Annotated in this window: 2 protein-coding genes; both read right to left on the reverse strand. The window is 54.6% G+C overall.

The window, feature by feature from the left end; genetic code table 11:
- Positions 1-109: 109 nt before the first annotated feature.
- Complete coding sequence (locus ACEW72_RS13970; RefSeq protein WP_373477002.1) at positions 110-346, reverse strand: hypothetical protein; 237 nt, start codon at positions 344-346, stop codon at positions 110-112.
- 524 nt (positions 347-870) lie between these two features.
- Positions 871-4,533, reverse strand: a complete 3,663-nt coding sequence (locus tag ACEW72_RS13975; RefSeq protein ID WP_373477003.1) for a hypothetical protein — start codon at positions 4,531-4,533, stop codon at positions 871-873.
- Between the last annotated feature and the right edge of the window lie 142 nt (positions 4,534-4,675).

Raw genomic sequence — 4,675 nt, forward strand, 5'->3', positions numbered from 1 at the left:
TACCTCGCCGAGTTCGAATGGCGCTTCAACCATCGCTTCGATCTCGCAGCGATGATCCCCGCTCTGGGGCGGGCCGCCGTCGCCACGAAACCCCAGCCCTACTGGTGGCTCAAGATGGCGGACTATGGTGCGTAATCAGGACATCGATTGCCGCAATCGCACCGTCAGAGAAGATGCTGGCCACGCCATCGAGCTGACTGAGATTGGTGAAGCGGGAGAGAGCGTGCGTGATATAGCTGTTGCCCGAGTTGCCGCCGATCTCGCGCAGCAGCGCATCGAGGTCTGATGGTGGAGACCCAGCCGGACGCAGGAAGCAATTGTGATTGAGGACGAAGGGGCGGATCACGTTCGAATTGCAGAATCAGAAGTTGGAGGCAGCATCAGGCGCATCAGTACGGGGCCGAGGCCAGGTAAAGACCGAATGCCAGACCGATTGTCAGGCCGAAAAACAGGCAGATGAGGCATGAGATCAGGAACAAGAAACCCGCCGCCTTCCGCGCCAGCTCGGCGCGCAGGAAATGCATATTTGGAAATAGGTGCGGATTTGTCGTGCTCATCAAACGCTAATGTCCATTAGTAAGAATATGCTGAGCACTTTATTAATTATCACTATCGATTTCAATACATATTATGGCGTGATGCAATAACTCCCGCAAGCAAAAGACAAAGTCGCTTCAAAATGCAGTTCTTGCAATATACGATAAAGGACATTATCATAGATTGAGATAGTACAATTTAACATAACGCTTTTCTTAATTTAAATCGAAACCATTGAAATTCCAGTCAAATTTAACTTAATCTATATTATACGACTTGGGCTTGTAGCATCTGTTTTGAAACTCCCGCTTTCATCTATTTCCGAACTGTTGCTCACTCCTTTTTCACTGCAGCGATGAGTTCATAAAACGGAAGCCCACGAATGACCTGCCCCGGAACATCGAATGATTTGTACAGGCAGTGGTGGTTTGGCAATGACTTAATACGTTCCGCCATCTCCGCTGCCGTTGCTGTCAACCCAAGCGCCCCTAGCTCGGCAGGCGTGACATTAGGCACCTTGTGCACAAACCAAGTGAGAAGCGGCTCACGATAGTCTGTCGCATTCACTTTGAAGTGCCTGAGATACTGCGAGGCCAAGATAACGCCACAACCAAATTCCCGTCCTTGAAGCAGTAGCTTGCGCAGGACATCGAACTCGTAGCGCATGATGTTGTCGGCTTCATCGACAAGCAAATAGGAGTCGATTGCACGAAGCTGCGGGTCTGTACCCAGGAACGGCCTTTTAGGCGTACGAAGCATATTCTCATAGAACATGTTCAACATGATCGCGACGAGCATGTTTTTGCTGCGATCATCCTGACCAAGCGCATCCAGCGAGATCACAACGACACCATCAAAGAAATCTTGGAATGTTTGGGTCTTGTTAGGATCGGATTCAAAGATCTCCATGTCGATCAGGTCGCCGATGATTGACATTGGCGAGTCTGATTTCCCATCAAGTAGTTCCCCGTAAGCGGCGTGGACGTCGTAGAGTGTTGGAGCGCCCTGCCCGGTTTTCACATCGTATGCCGCCTTCACAGCGCGCTTCAGCTTATCGCGTTGGACCGGCCCAATGCCTGAGTAGATCTTGTCCAGCACGTCGGTGAAAAATCTAAATCGATCGAACCACGGGACGGTCGTATCTTCCATGCTGCTCGTGTCAAACAAGTTCAACGGCAGTCGATGGGGCCTGACCACGCGGGCCCCAGTCGCTTGGACAAAATCTGCGCTGCTGTAGTCACGCTTGTAATCAAAGATCATTATCCGAGGCCTTATCCCTCGGTTTGCAGCTGTAGAAGACACGATTTGGTAGACGATTGATTTGAGCAGCTGGGTTTTGCCCGTACCTAAATCGCCGACTACGCCCATGTTTAGCTGATTGAGCCGCGTGTCCGACAATGCAAGCAAGAGCTCCTTCTTCTCAAATGCGCGGTCGGTGCTGCCTACAGCGAGCTTGATTCCGGTGCCTGCGTCCGCACTCGGTTGGATTGCTGCTACTGGGGGCACTTTGGACTTGTTAGCACTCGACTTCGTTTCTCCACCACGAACGGCCTCAGTTTCACGGACCACTGGCGCCGGATCAGCAACCTGCGTCGGCTCAACCTTATCGAGCGTGACGGATGGTTCCCCGCACGGTTCGGCTTTCATGCCCCAATCGCCAACCTTAGCACGTACTTTGTCGTAGAAGATCTGTGCGTCCTTCGCGATGATGCGTCCGGCGTCCTCCAAACCGATGACGATAGTCTCCTCAAAGCCGTCGCCATCGTAGTCGCGCGGTTCACTTGCAGGGGAGTCGTCGACAATGATCAATCGACCACGTCCATCAACTGTCACGCAGTCACCATTGCCGAGAATGGCGCTTGCAATCTTCTCATGATAGCCCGCCCAATCACCAAGGGCTCCAGCCAGATCGTGATGCTGGCTGTAAACCCGCATTCCGAAGCCGATCATCGAAAGCAGAAGATGCTGGTAGCCAAGATGCCAAAGCCCGGCACGTTCTTTGTGACCTGCCAACCCGGTAAGAAGATCGGCGAGGGCCTTGGCCTGCCCCAGTGCGTCTTCAACATCCCCTGGCGGAAACATTGTACCGAGGCGGGATTTAACTTCCACCGGTGTCAAATGTACGCGTACGCAGCCGGCCCCCAGGGAGATTCCCACCACGAGTAAGTCAGGACGCGATAACGTTGCGTCGGACCTGCCTTTGTTGAGCGCGCGCGATAGATCATCGAGGTAGCCCCGAAATGGATCAACCGGGATTACCAACGCAATTGCCACCTCACCGCCGCTTCTGCCAATGACCGGTAGCAAGCTGTTGGCGCTGGCAGATAATCGGAACCGATCCTGCAACAAGCGCGCTGCCACAAACAGCCCGAGGTCCCCGGTTGCGCCCGTGTCGTCTCCTGAAAGCCCGCGTATCGTGGGAATCCCGCGCCGTGCGATCTCAAGGAGGATGTCCTCGATTTTTGCATCCTCGATTTCATTGCAGCCTGGTAGGCGCGACAGAACTTTCTTTAAACCATCCCGGTCGGACGGCTTCACCCGAGACAAGACATAGTACCCATTCGTGTCACCCGCTCTTTGCGAGTAGGATGGCAGATCATAGTCCCAGAGGTAGGATTGCGGCAGCCATCCTCCGAGGAAACATGCCGGGTCTACGGCCGATGATGAGATGGCGACGAAATCTGTCCCTTTCTCTTCCAACATTTCTGAAATTGCATGGACGTTTGGCGCGAACCGTAGGCCCGAAACGTGATCGCCAGTGTTTTCAATCATTGCAATGCAAGCGGCAACCTTGTCGACCAATAGATCGCCGCTTGGTTCGGCCGCGTGAGCTTGTCGTGACTCACTTAGGAATGAGCCAGGCAACTGTCGACGAATGCGATGACGTAGTAGCCCGCCAGCTGCGAGCGGCGAACGCAGTGGTGTTTCGGCAGCTTCGGGCTCTGAGGAATCCAACTGCGCAATAATTCCCAGATCCAAGCCGGCGCCCTTTGGTGGAGCGGAAAACCATCTCACATTGTTGCGTGTATCGTCGGACAGGTTGGCGACAGTCGCATCATCAGGTCGCGAATTTTGCTCGCGAGCATCGTAGACATCAAGCCGCCGCGGCCCCGATGCTTGACGTCGCAAAGACTTATCTGCTTCTGCGTATTGTCCGGCAGACCACCTTACCAGCCCTTCGTTGCAGGCGTCTGTTGCACCGCCAGCGCTTGAAACGACGACGCTGATAATCGGTTTCGCACATAGCACATTGGAAACGTCGTCGAGTGCGCGAACGACTTGGCTTTCGCTAAACCCTGTCGAGATGCCACCAACCGTCAACCCGAATGCAGCACCGAACGGCGGCAACTGTGAACGGCTTGACAAGTTGCGTAACCGTGAGCCGTTCCATAGGACGGACCAATAATCGGAATTACATTCGACCGCGAGAAATGGAAGCCTCTCCACGCCCTCCGGAGATATAATCGGCATTCGCATGAAATCTGGGATGCTTCGTGGGTCGAGTACCCCGGCCGCTGGACATGGACGATCGCCCGAGGCTGCATCGTACAGCACGCGCTGCGCGATGCTGTGCCAGGCCATTCGCAGGGGATGCAGCGGTGAGAGCAGGATTGCCTCAGGAACACGGGAAAGGGTACGTCCATCTGGTTCAAGCGTCGCAACTGCGACGACATCGACCCATGAAGCGACATCAGGCGAGGCTTTTAGCCAACTCGCATACGCATCAAGGTAGGCTTCCACATGAGCCTGAAAGCTCTCGTTGGTTCGCAACCATTCCCCAAGTGGCGCTGCCTCCATCAAACCAGATTGGTCATCTTTTCCTCGAACCAACGCGGCCAGCTCTGCGCGTGCCTCAACAAAACCATGCGGCGGATTGAAATCGCTCGCAGGTGGCCTGGGGTCTTTTAGAAAGCGTCCACCCGATAGTATGCGCCCGCTTTCCTTGGACCAATCAGGCTGCACCCAGTGATCGGCATAGTCGTCGGCCAGCACCAAGGGCAGACCTGATTACGCACCATCGTAAGCCCTGATCTCGCCATGCGACTCGGTCGAGATTGCGTGCCGGATCAGGGAGATGAGTCATGGCGCGCAATCGCATCCAGTTTCAGAAGGGCCTCTCGGAGGACCGTTTTGTGGC

The organism is Sphingorhabdus sp., from assembly GCF_041737645.1.
Taxonomy (GTDB): Bacteria; Pseudomonadota; Alphaproteobacteria; order Sphingomonadales; family Sphingomonadaceae; genus Sphingorhabdus_B.